Source organism: Demequina muriae, from assembly GCF_030418295.1.
Classification (GTDB): Bacteria; Actinomycetota; Actinomycetes; order Actinomycetales; family Demequinaceae; genus Demequina; species Demequina muriae.
This window is the reverse complement of sequence record NZ_JAUHQA010000001.1, coordinates 162,278-176,634: the sequence shown is the minus strand read 5'-3', so window position 1 is coordinate 176,634 and position 14,357 is coordinate 162,278. Positions and strand designations below refer to the sequence as shown.

Annotated in this window: 13 protein-coding genes and 1 riboswitch; of the genes, 4 read left to right on the top strand and 9 right to left on the bottom strand. The window is 67.5% G+C overall.

The features are described 5' to 3' along the window. Positions 1 to 327: 327 nt before the first annotated feature. From QQX02_RS00830 to QQX02_RS00820, 3 genes are all read right to left on the bottom strand, one after another. Entirely contained in the window at positions 328 to 1,686 is a 1,359-nt protein-coding gene (locus QQX02_RS00830; RefSeq protein ID WP_301140611.1) for an AAA family ATPase, read from the bottom strand. A 107-nt stretch (positions 1,687 to 1,793) separates the two neighbouring features. Further along, positions 1,794 to 2,399 carry a response regulator transcription factor gene (locus QQX02_RS00825; RefSeq protein ID WP_301140610.1) on the bottom strand — a complete coding sequence of 202 codons (606 nt, stop codon included), beginning with the start codon at positions 2,397 to 2,399 and terminating at the stop codon, positions 1,794 to 1,796. Next, positions 2,396 to 3,487 carry a sensor histidine kinase gene (locus QQX02_RS00820; protein ID WP_301140609.1) on the bottom strand — a complete coding sequence of 364 codons (1,092 nt, stop codon included), beginning with the start codon at positions 3,485 to 3,487 and terminating at the stop codon, positions 2,396 to 2,398. The genes QQX02_RS00825 and QQX02_RS00820 overlap by 4 nt, the downstream gene beginning before the upstream one ends. A 217-nt stretch (positions 3,488 to 3,704) precedes the next feature. On the opposite strand from QQX02_RS00820, the gene QQX02_RS00815 reads away from it, so the two are divergent. Then, positions 3,705 to 4,211 (top strand): hypothetical protein, encoded by a 507-nt coding sequence (locus tag QQX02_RS00815; protein ID WP_301140607.1) that lies wholly within the window; start codon positions 3,705 to 3,707, stop codon positions 4,209 to 4,211. A gap of 276 nt (positions 4,212 to 4,487) precedes the next feature. Here the strand turns inward: QQX02_RS00815 and QQX02_RS00810 are convergent, their stop codons facing one another. The 4 genes from QQX02_RS00810 to QQX02_RS00795 form a co-directional block, all read right to left on the bottom strand. Beyond that, a complete protein-coding gene (locus QQX02_RS00810) occupies positions 4,488 to 4,910 on the bottom strand; it encodes a hypothetical protein (protein ID WP_301140605.1) in 423 nt (140 codons plus the stop codon). 15 nt (positions 4,911 to 4,925) lie between these two features. Beyond that, a riboswitch (SAM riboswitch) is annotated at positions 4,926 to 5,041 on the bottom strand. Between the two features lie 104 nt (positions 5,042 to 5,145). Beyond that, positions 5,146 to 6,645: a purple acid phosphatase family protein gene (locus tag QQX02_RS00805; protein ID WP_301140604.1), complete on the bottom strand. Its 1,500-nt coding sequence runs from the start codon at positions 6,643 to 6,645 to the stop codon at positions 5,146 to 5,148. Positions 6,646 to 6,730: 85 nt separating this feature from the next. Beyond that, positions 6,731 to 8,614: an FtsX-like permease family protein gene (locus QQX02_RS00800; RefSeq protein ID WP_301140603.1), complete on the bottom strand. Its 1,884-nt coding sequence runs from the start codon at positions 8,612 to 8,614 to the stop codon at positions 6,731 to 6,733. A 5-nt stretch (positions 8,615 to 8,619) separates the two neighbouring features. Beyond that, positions 8,620 to 9,390: an ABC transporter ATP-binding protein gene (locus QQX02_RS00795; protein WP_301140601.1), complete on the bottom strand. Its 771-nt coding sequence runs from the start codon at positions 9,388 to 9,390 to the stop codon at positions 8,620 to 8,622. Between the two features lie 162 nt (positions 9,391 to 9,552). Between QQX02_RS00795 and QQX02_RS00790 the strand changes: the two genes are divergently transcribed. Together QQX02_RS00790 and QQX02_RS00785 are read left to right on the top strand one after the other, a co-directional pair. Continuing rightward, entirely contained in the window at positions 9,553 to 10,071 is a 519-nt protein-coding gene (locus tag QQX02_RS00790; protein WP_301140599.1) for a hypothetical protein, read from the top strand. Positions 10,072 to 10,378: 307 nt separating this feature from the next. Further along, positions 10,379 to 10,534: a DUF6131 family protein gene (locus tag QQX02_RS00785; protein WP_301140598.1), complete on the top strand. Its 156-nt coding sequence runs from the start codon at positions 10,379 to 10,381 to the stop codon at positions 10,532 to 10,534. A 114-nt stretch (positions 10,535 to 10,648) separates the two neighbouring features. On the opposite strand, the gene QQX02_RS00780 is transcribed toward QQX02_RS00785, so the two are convergent. After that, positions 10,649 to 11,185, bottom strand: a complete 537-nt coding sequence (locus tag QQX02_RS00780; protein WP_301140596.1) for a gluconokinase — start codon at positions 11,183 to 11,185, stop codon at positions 10,649 to 10,651. Continuing rightward, entirely contained in the window at positions 11,182 to 12,561 is a 1,380-nt protein-coding gene (locus QQX02_RS00775) for a GntP family permease (protein WP_301140595.1), read from the bottom strand. The genes QQX02_RS00780 and QQX02_RS00775 overlap by 4 nt, the downstream gene beginning before the upstream one ends. 164 nt (positions 12,562 to 12,725) lie before the next feature. On the opposite strand from QQX02_RS00775, the gene QQX02_RS00770 reads away from it, so the two are divergent. Further along, a complete protein-coding gene (locus QQX02_RS00770; protein WP_301140592.1) occupies positions 12,726 to 14,336 on the top strand; it encodes an HNH endonuclease in 1,611 nt (536 codons plus the stop codon). Positions 14,337 to 14,357 lie beyond the last annotated feature (21 nt).

The window sequence follows — 14,357 nt, the reverse complement described above, 5'->3', positions numbered from 1 at the left end:
CGGACAGGTGAAAGTCTTTCGTGACTTCGTGGGCGACCTCCCTTGAAGCGCTTTCCACAGCGGCGCGGAGACTCGCACATCGAACGTCTCCTCGTGAGTCGATGCGTCGCTTGGACTTCATCGTCGCCAGGAACCTCGTGGCGATCAGGCCACGACAGACGTCCTCCCATTCGATCTGCCACGTGGGAGTCGCAACGAGTACCACACTCTTTTCGGGCGACTTGCTAGATATCTCCGTGAGTATGCGCACGCAGGTTGTGGCGTCTGCTGTTAGTGCCGTCGTAGAGGCTGTCCTGCCGATGCTTGCATCGACAATGACGCTGGGTCTCACCCTGACTCTCCCTCACTTGCGGCCTCGAGGTACTGCCAGTCCGCCGCCGCCGCGACGTCGTCAAAGTCGACAGGCCACTCTCCCACGGAACCATCGTGACCAACGTCTGCTGTGCTCACCCGCGCAAAGCCGCTGTCGGTGTCGCGTTCGAACCAGTTCATCGACACTTTCCGAGGGTCAATGTCCGTACGGGCAATCTCGGTTTGAATGCTTCGTAACAGCAGCGAGCTATGTGTCTCAATAATGACAAGCACGCCTCGTGAAGCCGCTTCCATCAGGATACTTCCAAGTGCATACTGAGCCCGCGGATGAAGGTGGAGTTCGGGTTGCTCGAGTAGAACGTGCTGACCTTTCTTCGCGGCACGCAACGCGACCAGGACGGGCAAGACTTGGCTCACGCCGAAACCGACGTCTGCGAGGCTCACAAGGTCCTGAGCCCCACCCCGACCCGACTGCAAGGTGCGTCCCACTCGCAGTGCAAGTCGCACGTCGTCGAGCTGGTCCGCAGTGACCTTCCACGTCAGGCCCAGTGTCTGGAGGTCTTCGCCAAGTTCCCTCAGGCGGATGTCGTGCCGTTCGGACCAGTCGTAGATGATGCTCGCGACGTAGTCGTCGAACGCACCGGGGAATCGAGTCGAGACCGCCGTTCTTGGGTACTCCCGTTCGGGATTACCGCGCAGACCGGGTACGTGTATCAGATTTTGCAGCATACCCGGCCAGTCGAAGCCGAGTGGAGGGCCCGCGAGAGTGTGTTCGAAGCGTTCGTCCCCGTTCTCCCCCAGAGAAATGTGCATCTCGGCTTCCATGAAGCACCGGTTCCTGCGCGTCGTCGCCCTGGGTGTCCATAGCGGTCCAAGATCCTTATCATCGTTCCCGCCCAAGAACTCTAGGAAGCGATCCTCGAGATTCTTCTTCGCAGTCTTCGAGAGTTCCGGGCCGAGCGCATAGGTCGCAGAATTTGTCTTCACGACATCGCCACGAATCTCAAGTGCCCCATCATCCCTACCGTAGGTGACCGAGCGTGTGTCGTTACCGCGCGCGAATGAAACGGCGAACTGAACTCGGGGGCTACCGCCTAGCCGTTTGGAGAAGAGTTGGTCGACTTGCGTAAACCGTGCGTTGGGTCCATGGAGGAGTAGCGGGCCAGGATCGAAGGTGGATTCTAGTGTCTGCTTCATGAGCAACAGTGGCTGCAAGAAACTCGACTTGCCGGCGCTATTGGCTCCCGCCAGAACAGTCAAGGGCGCAATCTCGATTGTCTGCTCGTCACCAATTGACTTGAACCCCGAGACGGTGATTCGAGTGAGCGGGTCCTCTCTTGCAGTGGCTGAGGAAGTTGAGGCTGTTTCCGGCATGCGTTTAACTTACTGGTTCACGCATCTGAATGCACGGAGTCTTGCGCGAACCATGTGGCTCGAGCTCCTCCAAGCCTGCTAGCAGTGGCAAACTCCCTGGCGTCGGCCTAGATCCACCCCTGCTCACGCGCATACCGCGCGGCATCGTGACGTGTAGTGGTGTGCGTCTTGCCGATCGCGCTCGACAGGTAGTTGCGGACGGTGCCAGGCGCGAGGTGAAGGCTCTTCGAGATGTCGGTCACCGAGTAGCCGTCGCTCGCGACTCGCAGCACGTCCTTCTCGCGCTCAGTGAGGGGCGAGTCGTCGATCAGCGCTTGAGCGGAGACGCTCGGGTCGACATGGCGACCGCCGCCGGCGACGTGCGCGATCGCCTCCGCGATGGTGTCCGGTGCGGAGTGCTTGCCGAGGAATCCCCGCACTCCCAGCTTCAGCGCGCTGCGGAGCATGCCGGGGCGAGCATGGCGCGTGAGCATGAGGATCGACTGATCGGGGTGCTCCGAGAGGACGGCGCCTGCGACGTCGAGCCCGTCCAGTCCGGGCATCTCGAGGTCGAGCACCAGCACATCGGGCAGGTGTTCTTTGAACGCAGCCAGTGCCTGGTATCCGTCTGATGCCTCCGCGACGACCTCGATGTCTCCCTCAAGCGGGAGCAGAGTGGCAAGGGCGGTGCGGATTAGGCCCTCGTCGTCGGCCAGCACCACCCGGATGGTCATGCCGTCACCCGGCCGCACGTGAGGTTGAGCGTGAACGCATCGGCCTCATGCGAAACCTCCAAGGTGCCCCCAGACTGGGCCACCCGCTCGCGCAGGGCCGCGAGGCCCCGCTCAGGCCGAACCGTGCCGGTGGCGCCGTCGTTGCTGATGGTGAGCGCATCGGCCGTAATGGAGATGTCGACGTTGCGCGCGACCGGGTGCCGCAGGATGTTGGTGGTCCCCTCGCGCAGCACGAGCGCGAACAGATCCTCGTTGGCCGTGATCCGCGTGTCCCCACCGGTGACGTCGACCTCCATGCCGGCCGCCGTCATGAGCGCGGTCGCGTTCACCAACTCAGACGCGAAAGACAGTTGCCGGGTCGAGTTCACCAGCTGCTGCGCCTGATCGATGGTCTCTCCGGTGAGTCGCTCGATCTCGGCCAGTTCGGCTGCCACGCGCTCGGGGTCGGTGTGCTGGAGTCGCGCCGCGACGGCCGCCTTGAGCTTGATGACGTGGAGGGTGTGGCCCTGGATGTCGTGGAGGTCGGCCGCGAAGCGCATGCGCTCCTTGACCACGGCAAGCTCTGCATCCGACGCGCGCATCTCGTCGAGCTCGGTGAACAGCCGCCAGGCGATGTCGTTGATCCAGAAGGTGGAGACGAAGATCACGCCGTAGAACAGCGAGCCGAAGACGTTGCTCGCGGTCGACTCAGGAGAGTTCACCAGGCTCAGGAACGCAGTGGCGCCAATCATCGCGAGGAGCGCGACGGCCTTGGGAAGCCGAGAGCCAGCGGAAGTCGCGACGGCTATCCCGCCGATGGTGGCGACGGGGAGCGACGCCGGGATGCCCGCGCCCACGAGAACCGCGACGGCCCACGTGACCTCTGCGAACAGCAAGGCGGCGACGAGAACGGAGCGCCGGGGGCGGTCATGCCACCTGCTTGCGACCCACACGGCGAGGACGAAGCTCGGCGCGACGAGCACGACATGCCACCACGCTGTCGCACCCAGGATCAGCGCCAGGCCGCCGACGACGCCCACGGTGCCCACCATCACGGCGGTGGTGATGTTCCGCATGCGTGTGAGCGGGCGCACTTCCGGGGTGGTCATGGGAGTGGTCGCGATCCCTTCGGGGTGGCGTGTTCGTTGGGTGGTGACACCCATCCTCGCCTGTCAAGCGACCTTGCACTAGTGACGCTGTGTCACGTCCAGGTGGTGACGTGGCGACACTTCTGCGGAGACGTGAATCCAGGGATTCTGATGCCGTCCAGTTCCGCGGGGCTCTCGACCGAGAGTGCCGCGGCCCTACGTCAGTGAAGGATCAATCATGTTGTTTGACGGAATCGGAGACTTCTTCCTCCAAATGCTCGAGTTTGTGTCCGACCTTGAGTCGTGGCAGCAGATCGGGGCTCTGCTTCTTGTGAGCGCCATCCCCTTCATCGAGTCCTATTCGGGCAGCTTCATCGGTATCCTGGTCGAGATGCAGCCGGTCGTCGCCGTCTCGGTGGCGTCGGTGGGCAATGCGATTGCGACCTTCCTGCTGATTGCAGGTGCCAGCCGCGCTCGCGCCGCCGTTCTCAACGGACGCAAGGGCGGCGATGCGGGGGTGCCGTCCAAGCGCCGGCAGAAGATCTCCAAGTACATGGAGCGCTTCGGCGTTCCCGGAGTCTCGCTGCTGGGCCCGCTCGCCCTTCCCAGCCAGTTCACCGGACCCACCATGGTCGCGCTCGGCGCCTCGGCGCGCAGTGTGTACTTCTGGATGGGGATCTCGATCGTGGCCTGGGGCGTGCTGTTCGGGTTCTTGACCGAGTTCGCGATCCGGTGGCTCGGCTAAGTCCCAGCGAGCCTCGTCCGTGAGTGCATCGGCTGCAAGCTGGCCGATGCACTCGCGGCTACCGAGACTCAGCGGATCGCCCGAACGCGACCGCCTGAGTCGGACACGTTGGCACAGACATGCTCCCAATGGAGTCCCCGTGTGCCCCTCGGGCCCCCGCATCTGAGTGCTGGGGACTGGGTGCCCGCTGAGCGGTCGGCCGCCCTCTCCCAGTGGAATCGTTGCCTGACCGCCCAGAGGCTCGGGCAGCATCGGCTGCCCGAGCCTCCCGACTACTTAGGTGAGGTCCGGATCATCCCCAGGGGGCGCATCGGCAGCCTTCTCGACCTGCGCTCGGGTGAAGAAGCCCGTCTGCCACGGCTGCAGTTGGTCCGGCGCGGGGCATTCAGTCCAGTGCTCTGGTGAGGTGTGGGAGATGAACTCGTCACCGACCCTCGCAAGCCCGTGCTCATAACTCAAGACCGTGGTGATCCGGTTGGCGCGAGCGGCTCGGACTACGTCGCGCCACTCCTGATGCATGCACCACACCGCAATGTGATCGAGAGTTCCGACAGGTGCGACCGTGATGCCGTCGGGGTGCTCGCCGACGATCTGCATGATCTCTGGTTCGCTTGCCCGAAACGCGAGCTTGTACTGGATGGGGTGCGTCATGTGGCCCGAAGCGGAGTAGCGGCAGCGGACAGGGTTGGCATCAGCCATGGTTCTCTCCTTGAGAATCCGTTCTTCCCCGCGTGGGTGTCACGCGGGGCGGATCTTCTTCCAGGGGCACCGTGTCGGAACGCGGTTGCCAGCTGGCCAGCTGGAAGGCTTGACGGCCAGACTTCTTGATCCGGTACGACCGTATCAGTGAGGCATGACAGCGGCGTGGGCCGCATCCGCACCTCGGTGGGTCGACAGGCCACTCGGCCCGCGCATCGGCCAGCCGCAGTGTGCGTCAGCCCTCCTGGCCCCCGCTGCGCCTGCGCCAGAGCGCCACTCCGCCGCCCGCGAGGGCGAGCGCCCCGACCGCGACGGCGGCGATCGCGCCGGCGGGCAAGCCGCCGTCCTCGGCGCCCGCATCGGCGCTCGCCTCCGCCGTGGGGCTCGGGCTGAGTGCGCTGCCTGACGGGCTCGGGCTGGGAGACGTAGACGCGGATGGCTCGGGCGCGCCCGCCCGATGCAGCACCACCTCGTCGTAGGCCTCGCCCGAGTCGGTGCGATAAGTCTCGATGGTCATCTCGTCCCCGGAGACCACCACGTGCGAGAAGCTCGGGACCTCCTCCTGCCACGTGACCTGGGCGAAGTCGAAGCCCTGGGAGTCGGCGGCGTCGATGAAATCCTCGGTGGCGAACGGGTAGTACTTGGAGCCGGACGAGGAGTTGACCGTCAGGTACAGCGTCTGGCCCTCCTCGGGGTGGAGGTCGCCGGGGTCTTCGGACTCGACTGGGTCACGGCCCTCCATCAACGGCGAGCGCGCGTAGGTGTGGTCGTGGCCCATCAACGCGAGGTCGATGCCGTGGGCGCTGAGGACCGGCGCGATCGTCTCGCGGAACTCCACCATCTCCTCCGTGTTGGAGTGCTCGGTGAGCCCAAAGGCCGGGTGGTGGAACGTGACGATGTGCCAGGCGGCGTCCTCGCCCTGCTCGGCCAGGACTTTCGCGATAAAGTCGTCGTGCGCCTCGACGTCGAACGAGTTCGAGTCCACCCCGATCACCAGCACCTCGCCGTGGCGGTACCAGTGGTAGCCGTCGGCCTCCTCGCCACCGGGCAGGTTGAAGTGCGTGGCGTATGCGGTGGAGTCCGCATCGTGATTGCCCCGGTTGAAGGCGAACGGCACCGACCGGAGTGCGCCGGGGGCCAGCAGTGCGCGGTACTCGTCCTCGTTGGACGGCTCCTCGACTTGGTCGCCCATGGAGTGAACCCACGCGGCGTCCGGGAACATCTCGAGCGCGGTGTCGAGAGTGGCGTTCCAGCCCTCCTGGTCTGCGGCGACGTCGCCCGAACTGCCCATCTGCGGATCGCCCACCACCAGGAACTCCAGGTCCCGCGAGTCGAAGGCGCCCGTCGAGAACTCATACGTGGGCGACCAGTCGTCGCCGCCGCCCACGCGGTAGACGTAGTCGGTCGACTCCTCGAGGCCCTCCATGGTGGCGTGGTGGTAGTAGCGGCCGTCGTGGGTCTCGCCGTTGCTGGTGGTCTCGGCCTCGTTGGCATCTGCGGCCGGGAACGAGTCGCCCTCTACGGCCGATGCGGGCGCCCACTGCACGCTTCCCGTCACCTCCTGCGGGGTGTACCAGGCGACGTTGCGCTGGGTCTCGTCGGCGCCGACGGTCAGCACAGTGTCGGTGACGGGGGAGTCTTCGTCGGCGCTCGCGGTCGCGGCCGTCGTGAGGGTGAGCGCGCCTAGCAGCGCGGCTCCGATTGCCGCGGCGGGTCGACGGACTGCGATGGCCATGCTGGGGGCAACGCACGCACACCGCTGTCGTATGCCCTCCGTGCTGAAGCCATGCAGTGTCGCGGGGTGCCGCCCTCCATGTGCCTCACGTCCGCACGCGCAGCCTCGCGCCTGCCGCCCCGGCGAACGCGATCACGACGGCGGCCGTGGCGAGGCCCGCCCAGAACACGGGATCGAGCCCCAAGCTGAAGCCCCGGACCATCGCCAGCGAGGCGGCCACCAGACCCGGAAGTGCGGTGAGCGTGCCGAGGGCGACCGCCGCGACGGCCACGAGCGCCGCCTCGATGCCGAGCATCGCGCGCATCTGCCGACCGGTCGCGCCCAGGCGGCCGAGGAGCGCGAACTCGCCCGCGCGCGATCGGGTCGCGATCACGAGAGCGTTGCCGGCTGCGATCCCGATGAATGCCAGCAGCACCATCAGCAGCACATTGGACAGCCGGCTGTCGGAACTGCCCCCCTCGGTCGCGGCATTCACGGAGTCCTCGACGGGGGTGAGCGCGAGCCCGGCCTCGTCGGCCGCGCGAAGCACGGTCGCCTGCGCGTTGGCAGCCGTCTCGACGATCACCGCCGGGGACTCGGCGGCTCCAGATGGCTCGAGACCGTCGGGCCCCACGATCAGCCCGCCCAGGCCGAGCCCGCGGTCGTAGACCGCGACGATGGTCGGCCTCGACTCCGACCCGTCCGGGTGGCGCAGGTCGATCCGGTCGCCGACGCCCTTGCCCGTCAGGGTCAGGCCATCCGAGTCCACGGCGATCGCATCGGGCCCATCAAGCGCACCCAGGTCGCCCTCGGTCACTTTCGGATCCACCAGGCCGGAGGGGTCGTCGAGCATCAGCACCGACCCCGCCTCCCACGACAGCCCGTCCTGGAAGGGCGCGTCCTCGTCGGTGGCCTCGACCTTGACCTGCACCATTGCCGTCTCCATCTCCGCGACCGCAGTGACGCCGGGCAGGCCAGCGAGAGTCGCGCGCGCATCGGCCGCCTGCTCGGGTGAGCCCTGCCACACGAAGTCGCCCGCGATCGCGTCGCCCAGCTGCTGAGCACCGGCCTCAGCGACTGTCCGGTTGACGCCCGTCTGGACCGAGCCGAGCGACACCAGCAGCGCGAGCGGCACCACTGCGGCCGTGAGGCGACGGGAGTAGCCTCGCGCGTTGGCCGTGGCCAAGACGCTGGCCGCCCGCGCGCGCAGCAACCGGCGACCCGCCAGCCACGTCGCGCCGTGCAGCACGAGCGCGGGACCGGCTAGCGCGACGGCGGTGGTGAACAGCAGCGCCGATGCGGCACCCGTGGCACCACCCATCGCTCCCGGCACGAAGATGGGCGTCGTGGTGGCCGCCAGGCCACCTGCCAAGCAGACCCACGCCGCCGTGATGCGTCCCTTGCTGAGCGTGCGCGCATCGGCCGCACTCGTGCTCACTGCGGAGGTGGGGCTGAGGCTCGACATCTCGCGAGCCGCCAAGCGGCCGGCGAGCCATGCGGCGGGGAGCAACAGAGCTGCCGTCCCGAGCATCGGCCAGACGGACACGACGGGCGCGAAGCCCTCCTCGACGATGCCGCTCGAGCGCAGCAGCGGCACCAGCGCCGTGGCGCCGAAGAACCCCGCGACGCTGCCGACCACCAGCGCGGCGAGCGAGATCGCCATGACCTCGGTGGAGATGAGCGAGCGCACCTGGCGGCCCGTGGCGCCGACCGCGCGCAGCAGCGCGAACTCGCGGCGTCGATCGCGCAGGGAGGCGGCGAAGGCCGAGGACACCACGAACACTGCGAGCATGATCGCGACGCCACCAAAGGACCCCATGACTGCGGGGAGCATCGTGGCCGTGGGGGAGAAGGGGTCGCTCTCGCGGAGTCCCGATTCGATGAGGACTCCCGAGGCGAAGATCAGCGCCGAGGCGAGCACCATCGTGAGGAAGACGCCGGCCGCGCTGGGCCAGTGGGCGCGCAGTGCGCGCAGGGAGATTTGCCGCATCTCGTTCACCGCCCCAGTTCGAGCACGCGCTGGGAGATCTGGGCGGCTGATGCGCTTACTGCGCGGTCGACGACGGCACCATCGGCGAGAAACACGACCTCGTCCGCCGCGGCGGCGACCTGGGGGTCGTGCGTCACCATGACGAGCGTCTGTTGGTAGGTGGCGACCGCGTCGCGGAGAGTGGCGAGGATGGTGGCGCCCGTGTGGGAGTCGAGGGCGCCGGTGGGCTCGTCCGCGAAGATCACGTCGGGCTGGGTGGCGAGGGCACGGGCGATCGCGACGCGCTGGGCCTGGCCGCCCGACAACTCCGTGGGGAGGCGGTGGGCCATGTCCTGCAGGCCGACTGCGTGCAGGAGCTCGGCCTCGCGGGAGGGGTCGGGCGTCTGGTTGTCGAGCCACCACGGCAGCCGCAGGTTCTCCGAGACGCTGAGGTGGGGGAGCAGGTTGTAGGACTGGAAGATGAAGCCCACGCGGCGGCGACGGAACGTGGTGAGCTTCTCGGCGCTGAGGTGGCTGATGTCGGTGTCGCCGATGACGATGCGGCCCGAGGACGGTTGGTCGAGGCCAGCGGCGACGTTGAGCAGCGTGGACTTGCCGGAGCCCGAGGGCCCCATGACGGCGGTGAACGAACCCTTGGTGACCGCGAGGCTCACGCCGCGCAGGGCGTGGACCGGTTGCGGGCCGGAGCTGTAGGTCTTGCGGACGTCGGTGAGGCTGACGGCCGTCGTGGTCGGTGCCGTGCTGGTTGGCGCCGTGGTGGGTGCTGGGGTGGGCATGGATCTCTCCCGTGGCTCTGGCGGCGCGGGGTGCGCCGGCTGTGGCCACGGTAGGAACCCGACGGGGTGCGCCTCTAGCGGCGAAAGTGCCCATTCGGGACGTTCCATCTTTGGGTGGAACGCGCATCGGCCGGGCAGGTCGCGGTATGGAACTCTTGGCCCATGACGGACGACGCACTCCAACGGTCGCGTGAGCGCTATTGCGCCTACTCATCCTTCGAGGACGCCTATGCCGTGAGGACCCAGGTTGAGCGGCTCAGAGCGGTCGATGGGCGCGATCCTTGGCAAGGTGCACGCCGCACGGCCGATGCGCCGTTCCTCGTGATCGCGCTGTGGCGCCTCCGGATGGCCGCAGAGATGTGTGAGCAGTTGCGTCCCGGCTCCGTTGCCGGGGCGCTCGAGGCATTCGACTCTGCTCTTCCGGGCCTCCGGGATCTCCGCAACGTCCTGATGCACTACGACAGCTATGTGATGGGCAACGAGCGGCGCCGCACTCGTGCAGCCGAGTCTGAGGAGTTCGTGTCGCTGCGACAACTGCGGGCCTTGTTCTCCTCGCCGGACGGCTTCGCGTGGCTTGACCATGAGTACCGCTACGAAGTCGTCGAGGCGGAGTCGACCGCCCTCTACCGGGCGATCGCCGAGGTTGTGGGGCCGCCCGGCGAAGAACTGTCTCCGACGTGAGCAGTTGAGCACCCGTGCATCGTGACCGAGAACTCGACGTTGTGATCCTCCGACCTCGCGTACGTCGCCACTTCAATCGCCGATCTCGCTCGTGAGCGCGCGGCCTCAGGGATGGAAGCCGGCGTCACCCCGCGCACCTTCTGAGGTGTCCCGCCGCACCGTACCGCAGGTGCTTCGTGGTCCTCTCTGGCGTGCTCAACAGAGGACCGACCTGGAGCACGAGGGACTTTACGTGCCCATTCGCGTGTTGACGCTCACGACCGCAACACCACGGCCCCACTCGGGGCCGCGACAGATTGGAATCACCATGATCATTCTTGGCCTCATTCTCCTCGTGATCGGCCTCGTGGCCTCGATCCCGATCCTCACGACCATCGGCGGCATCCTCTTGGTCGTCGGCCTCATCCTGGCCATCCTCGGTCGCGCTGGCCGGAGCGTCGGTGGCCGCAAGCACTTCTTCTGATCCGAGAGGCGAGTTCTTCTCGCCCGGTCAGTAGTGGCATGGAACTGAAGGCGAGCGCGATGGCAACCACTGCATCGTGCTCGCCTTCAGTGTCTCTCGGGGTGGGACGAGAGTTCAGGACTCCCGCGCATCGGCCGCTGGGCTTGCCTCGAGCCGCAAGGACTCGACGATGGTCCCCGTGATCTCCTCGAGGGTGCCATCGATCGACACCGCCATCCCGTCCTCGTCGTCGTCGAGCTGCTCGAGGGTCGCGAACTGGCTGGCGAGCAGGCTGGGCGGCATGAAGTGATCGGTGCGCTTCTCCATGCGCTCGCTGATCGTGTCCACGTCGCCCGTGAGGTGGGCGAATCTCACGGGTCCGGCCTCGCGCAGCACGTCCCGGTAGGAGCGCTTGAGCGCCGAGCACGTCACGATGGTGGAGACGCCCTCCGCTCCCTTGGCCCTGACCCAGTCGCGGATGGCCTCCAGGAAGGGTTGCCGGTCATCGTCGTCGAGCGGCTGGCCGGCGCTCATCTTGTCGATGTTGGCCTGTGGGTGGAACTCGTCGCCCTCGGCGAGGACCCAGCCCAGCTGCTCAGCGAGCAGAGTGGCGACGGACGACTTCCCGGAGCCGGCCACCCCCATCACGATGACGTGCTGTGCAGTGGTCATGCGATCACGTAGACGGTCGCGACGATGGCGAAGCCGGCGACTGACTGCAGCGCCTGCTGCACGGTCCACGTCTTGAGCGTGGTCTTCACGTCCATGCCCATGAGACGTCCCACGAGCCAGAAGCCGGAGTCGTTGACGTGGCTGCCGAACACGGATCCGGCGGCGGTCGCGAGGACCACGCACGCGACCTGAATCGCGTTGAAGTCGCCCGAGATGACCGCAGGCGCCATGAGGCCGGCGGCCGTGACGAGCGCCACGGTCGCGGAGCCCTGCGCCAAGCGGAGGATGACCGCCACCAGGTACGCCGCGAGGATCACGGGCAGGCCGATGTCAGAGAGCGAGTCGGAGAGCGCGTCGCCGATGCCGGAGGCCTGCAGCACACCGCCGAACATTCCACCGGCGCCGGTGATGAGGATCACGGAGGCGACGGGCCCGAGCGACGAGTCGAGGACCTTCTCCAGAGCGGTCCCGCGCACGCCGCGCCGCGTTCCCAGCACCAGCATCGCGACGATCACCGAGATGAGGAGCGCGACGCCCGAGGTGCCGATCAGCGTCATGGCCTGGGCCCAGGTGGCCTCCTCATCCAGAACGCCTGCGGTGCCGAGCGCGTCGACGCCCGTGTTCATGAAGATGAGCACGATCGGGAGCGCGAGGACGGCGAGCACGGTGCGCGCGCGAGGGGGGTTCTCGGGCTGGTCGTCGTCGACGTCGCCGAAGAGCGTGGGCACGGCGATCGGGAAGCGGCGGCCCACGAATGTGCCCCACAGGTAGCCGGAGAGGTACCAGACCGGGAAGGCGAGGATGAGGCCCACGATGAGCACGATGCCGAGGTTGGCCTCGTAGAGCTCGGTCGCCGCGACGGGCCCGGGGTGGGGCGGCAGGAACACGTGCATGACGGAGAAGGCGGCCGCGGCGGGCAGGCCGTAGCGCAGCACGTCCTTGCCTCCCAGGCGACGGGCGACCGCGAAGATCACCGGGAGCATGACGATCAGGCCCGCGTCGAAGAAGATCGGGAAGCCCATGATGAGCGACGCGACGCCGAGTGCGAATGGCGCGCGCTTCTCTCCGAAGACATCGACGAGCTTCTCGGCGAGCACCCGGGCTCCGCCGCTGTGCTCGACGAGTTTGCCGAGCATGGCGCCGAGTCCGATGAGCAGTGCGACGCCGCCGAGTGTGCTGCCGAAGCCGTCGACAAGGGTGTCGAAGATGCCGCCGACGGGGATGCCCGTGGCCAGCGCGGTCAACAGCGACACCACGATGAGCGTCAGGAACGCGTGAAGCTTGAACTTGATGACCAGGACGAGGATCAGTGCGATGGCACCTGCCGCGATGCCTAGTAGCGGTCCCGCTGACAGGGTCTGAGTCCAGTCGTCCATACAGAGTCTCCATTGATCTCGGGGTGCTGGTTCCTTGTCATTCCACCACGGCTGTCCCACTATCGTCGAATGCTCCCGTGATGTCCGGATGCTCCCCGGTGGGTGCATGTGCCGGGGGGAACCCTCGCGGCGTCGATGTCAGACCCTGGTGCTTGAGTGGAGTCATGGCTGATGAGGCACCTGATCTTGAGGCACCTTTCCTCGAGGCGGCGGACGTGGAGCGAGTGAACGCGGTGGTGCGTGTGCTCGCGTCTCGTGAGGTCTCGGGGCAGTCGAAGGATCAGCTGCTGGAGTTGAACGCCGCGGTCGCGACTTTGGAGCGGCTTGTGGGCGCGATGGGGGCCCGATGCGCGGGGGAGATCGCCCGGCTCTCCGCGCCCGAGCTGCCCGGTGGCGGGCTCGCGCGGCGCGAAGGGCAGGGCAACGCCGCGACGCTGCTGTCGAAGGTGCGGGGCGGCTCCGTCAACGGGGCCAAGCAGGCGATCACTGCCGGGGACGCCTTCGCTCCGCGCCCGCTCGTCGAGGGCGATGGCGAGGCGGCCGATGCGGGGGCGGGGTCTGCGGAGGGTGCTGGGTCGTCGCAAGGTGTTGGACAGGCGAGGGGCCCTAAGTATCCCGAGGTGGCGAAGGCGTCGGCGGCAGGCGAGTTGTCGGTCGACGCGGCGGCGCTGATCGTCGGCGGACTGAACAGGGTGCGGGATCGCGTGGACCCGGAGTCGCTGGCTGCGGTGGAGGAGCGCCTGGTGTCCAAGGCGGTCTCCATGGCGGCGCACGACGTGCGGAAGATGGTCGCGCGTGCCGTGGCGCGGCTCGACCGTGTGGAGCATGAGCGGCGCGAGCGCGAGAACCATGATGCCCGGTACCTGTGGTGGAAGCAGGATCACGAGGGCACCGTGGTCATCCACGGCGTGATGGACGCGGTGACGGCGGCGCCGATCATCAACGTTCTCGAGCAGATGACCACGCGCGACGTGCGGCGCCAGGGGCGTGGAACGGGTGGCAACGGCGAGCCGGAGAGCGAGGACACCCGGACCGTGGGGCAGATGCGCGTCGATGCGCTGCATGAGCTCGCGCGGCACTCGTTGGGGTGCACGCGGACCGACCGTTCCGGGGTGCGCACCACGATCGTGGTGCGGATGAGTCTGTCGGACCTGATGAGCGGCGACGGCCTCGGCAGCGTCGACGGGATCGACCAGCCCGTCTCGGTCGCTGAGCTGCGCCGGCTCTCGGGTGACGCCGGGATCATCCCCGAGGTGCTGGCCCGTGATGGCAAGGTGCTCGACTTGGGTCGCCGGACGCGGGCGTTCACGAGGCGGCAGAGGATCGCGCTGCTCGAGAGGGATGGCGGGTGCGCCAAGTGCCATGCGCCGCCCGAGCACTGCGAGGCCCACCACATCAGGTGGTGGGAGCACGGCGGTCGAACCGATCTGTCGAACGGGGTGATGTTGTGCACGCGGTGCCACCACGACATTCACCGTCAGGGCTGGGAGATCCACGCGACGGGGTCGTCGGTGAGCTTCATTCCACCGCCACACATCGATCGGGGGAGAACTCCGTCCCCGGGCGGCTCGGCGGCCCTCGATATCGACATCCCGCCACCCCCGGAGGACGCCTGGCCTCGCATCACGCCCGAGGATGAGGCGATGGTCCGCGCCTGGGCCGCCGCCGACCGTGCCCGCGAGCCGGGAGCCGAGTTCGATGCCTACGGGCCACATGCTGATGACCTGCACGCCCACGATCCGCGCGCATACGGGTCGCAGGACTTATGGGTGTAGTGCGCCCGGTGGTCGGCGGCC